The sequence below is a fragment of the Pseudomonas brassicae genome, assembly GCF_010671725.1.
Classification (GTDB): domain Bacteria; phylum Pseudomonadota; class Gammaproteobacteria; order Pseudomonadales; family Pseudomonadaceae; genus Aquipseudomonas; species Aquipseudomonas brassicae.
Map to the genome: position 1 here is coordinate 1 of NZ_JAAHBU010000548.1, position 3,686 is coordinate 3,686.

At 51.7% G+C, this 3,686-nt stretch carries 3 protein-coding genes; all 3 read right to left on the reverse strand.

Annotated features, from left to right (window positions below; genetic code table 11):
- Positions 1-138: 138 nt before the first annotated feature.
- Positions 139-927, reverse strand: a complete 789-nt coding sequence (locus G3436_RS25875) for a TIGR04255 family protein (RefSeq protein WP_163951087.1) — start codon at positions 925-927, stop codon at positions 139-141.
- A gap of 703 nt (positions 928-1,630) precedes the next feature.
- A complete protein-coding gene (locus tag G3436_RS25880) occupies positions 1,631-2,965 on the reverse strand; it encodes a TniB family NTP-binding protein (protein ID WP_163951089.1) in 1,335 nt (444 codons plus the stop codon).
- Positions 2,958-3,686: transposase (locus G3436_RS25885; RefSeq protein WP_243667332.1), on the reverse strand; the 729-nt coding region annotated here is incomplete at its 5' end. The genes G3436_RS25880 and G3436_RS25885, both read right to left, overlap by 8 nt.

Below are 3,686 nucleotides of genomic sequence, written 5' to 3' on the forward strand. Positions count from 1 at the left end.
CCAGGAGCCGCTTTGGACACTGCCAGTTCCTAGGAAAAAAGCAATGACAATCGCTGCGGTACGTGCCGCTCGCGCAACTCCTCCTGTCCCACTGCTTCTAGAAGTGGTAGAGCCTGTAATCCCGTACATAGCCTCCTCCTATTCCCATCGAGTAAATGCATGAGGCGTTGCAATGGCGTGGAAGCACTTAGCCAAATCCCCATGAAAACTCAGTAGCCTTTCGTAAATCGCAGCGGTGTCGACAGGCATGGCTTCTTCGACGAAGAGATCCATATCAAGTACAGCATGCGCAAACGATTCTTCTCTATTGAATCTCGGCATCAGCTGAACAGAGCGTGGGACGAGATCCTGCGGAAAGCCCAAAGGTGAATTCGGCGCCTGATAGACTTTAGCGATTAGTAGACCGCCGCTTTCGGTTCTGTAGCCAGCTTCCCAGAGACCTCCAAGTATCGGAAGGCCAAAATTCACGCCCTGAATGCTCGGGTTGAGATATTGATCAACTGTCTCACCTTCATCAGGTATTACAGCGTTCAAATAGCGAATCCCTAATCGAAAAATTCGCTCCAGCTGTACTACTTCATGCACGATCTTCAGCCCGTCACACAAAGCCCGAAAGAACTGCTCTCTATCGAGATACTTTGTGGATTGAAAGGTCAGAAAATCTTGTCCGAGCACATAACCACAGCTACGATCCGAGGTTGTGAAAAACCAGTTTTTGGTGGTCGAAACAACAGGTTTAACGCTCTCGCCATCATGCGTATTTCCGTAGTCAACACTCTGAGTATCTTCGACTTCGAAAACAGTATATCCGACGCGACGCATCACCTCCTGGATATCGGTTGAGAATTTTGCCATAGCCGCAACGGGATTGAATTTCGCCTGGGCTAAGGCGTAATAAACCGGTGCATTCTTTAGCAATACGCTCATTTTTCTCCTCGTGAAGCTCGTGAAGCTGTGGTTTGGTCTGACGCTCAGTTTACACTCTGGTTGTCACTCCCACAACACATTGTCACCCATAAATGATAATCGATCTCAATTGAGCGCGGGATCATCATCGCCAAACCATTGCCAAAAACCAGGCGCATGAAGCTAACCTTTTGATTCTTCGGGAGCCTCAAGATTTTCTTTACAGGGGACTGACCGGCACCCGTTCACCTCTAAAACGCGCCACGCGCAATCAGAAGCGCACGTTAGAACGGCTTCCTAGCATCAATACCTTCAGTAATCCATTAGCACGTAGTACCACTAGGACGGCCGAAGAGCTTCGGAACCTTTTCAGCGGTTGCGGGCTCATTCGGACCGGTCCGCGGTACAACGCAATCAGTGCTTTTACATTCGAATCGAATATGCAAAGCGCGCCCATAGGTGTTGCCCGGGGGGATTATGGAAATGCTGCCTGATCGCCTGAGCCGCCTGATCCATCGCGTCTCGTACGCTGGGTACCTTAGCGGCCACGTTGAGTAAGCCATAATCGTCCCTGGACCTCACCCAGTGCTGCAGGCCTTTTTAATTGCTAACTCAGCGGTGTAAACCTGTTTTTTTCACTGTAAACCACCCTAGTTAACAGTGAAAAAAATAGGTTTACAGGCCCGCAATCATTGGGCCAGCGACGGAATTCTTCGCTACACCATCACCTGGGTTTGGGGTCCTTGTTGTCGTCCTCCATCCAAGCATAGAAAGCTTTGGCCTGATCCTCCTCGGAGAGCTCCTCAACCGAGGGCCGCCGCCGGCGGGCATTCTGCTTCTGCAGAGCATTAGCTGAGGCATCAAGTTGCTTTTTTACAGATCGTTCTGATGCAGTGAGCGATGAGTCGAAAACCTTCTGGGTGACTCGCTCCTGCCGTTCAGCTCGCGCAAACTTCACCACGTTGGACGTGAACGCGGCTGGCAGATCAAACGGACACCGCAGGTCTAGATGCTGTTTGGACACCCGGCCACCCAGAGCCAATTTTTGAAGGTGTTCGACTTGTTTGGCACTGGACGTGTACGCCGCTGAGCGGTAAGCCCGGCCGATGTCTTGAAGGGACGCTGCATGACGGCCTGCACTGCGGCACTCAATGTACGCCTGCTTCAACAACTCCACCGCCAGACGCTTGATACCGAAGGTGCAACGGTAAATTTCCCGTGCCAAATCACCCTGATTACGGCAAATCGCGCCATTGCCCACACGAACACATTCATCGATGAAAGCTTTCCAGTCGGTACTACCAGGCTCATCGGGCAGCATGATTCTTGGGTCGGTCAGCAAGCGCTGTTGATCCTCACTGTTCCTCTCAAACAGCTTGTGGCCCAAGCTGTAGTTGCATACGTAGACCATTGGAGGACCGATACCAGCCATGCTCAAGAGGATATCTGTAACCTTCGCTGCACCAAGCCCCTTTTGGATGTACTGCATTTCATCCAGGATGACTAACGACACCCCATCACGATTCGCCCTACGTCGGCATTCAATCAGCAGCTCAGCAACGGTCAGTCGTGACAGAGGCACCTCAACGAACTCTCGAAGAAGGGCCTTAGCATTAGTGGTACCACGGGCGCTTGCGTACCAATGCGACCGCAACGGTAGATCACCCTGGAAGTGATCGCAGGACAGATTCACGGGGCCCGGCAAAACCTTGCGCAGCGCAGCAATCGTCTGGCTCTTCCCAACCCCAGCAAGCCCTGTAAAACACACCGGCACAGCATCGACTGCAGGTGCTTCATAGAGCCCTCGAGCGTACTCGCTCTCACAAGAGAACAATGCTCGCGCATGCAGCGCTGCGCGCCCCACCATTTCCTGGATGAACTCAATCGTGAATGCGTTGGGAATGAAAGACTCACGCAAGGCTTGAGACAGCACCTCTGCCGCCAACCTGGGTTCGATTTCGAACAAACTTTCCAATGGCTCAGGGCGACGCGTGATGATCTGGCGGACCTGATCAGCCGTCTGGCAGCCGTCGAACCAGCTCGCAATGGCCTCATTCATTTGGCTTTACCTCGAAATCATCATAATCATCTGCATCTCGCTGCGCCGATGCCGATTTAGGTGGCCGCCCAATTCGTCTCACGCCACCCTTACACTCCTCACCGGTATCTTCTTTGAATCTATCATCGTGAAATTGATGAATTGCCGGTATCTCGTTGCGAAGCGCAGTTTGAGATTTTCGCCTTAAGGCATCTAGTGACTGCAGATCACGCAATGATATGTCACGATCACCCTCAACGGTCCTTTGCGTTGTTACAAAGTCCAGTTCGAAAAGAGTACCTCCTACCTCAACCCATATATGCCGAACACACATAGTCAGTACGTATACGTCAACTTCAATAACACCGCTTCTAGCAATTCGATCAAATATCCCGGTATTAATCAAATCAACCGACCTATACTTGCGCCCGTACAAATAGACTGCGTCTTGACGTACAACGGCCGGGTGCACAGACAGGAAGCTCTTTATGGCGACCTCTTGCTGCATCCCGATTGCAGAATTACGGAAGCGGCTGTCCCAGTAATTCCAGATACCTAGCGGGGTGGACTTTATTCCGCACCAATACATTTCGGTTTCCATGCGGCCACTTGCGTCAGACGACCGGTTGTCTTTCAGGACTTGGTGAATCTCCCTGCGAGCCATTTGGACAAAATTCAGTCTGCTATGGACATAGGTGGGTTGATCGAGGTCGGATTTTGCTCGCGGGTGCGATGACTCAAC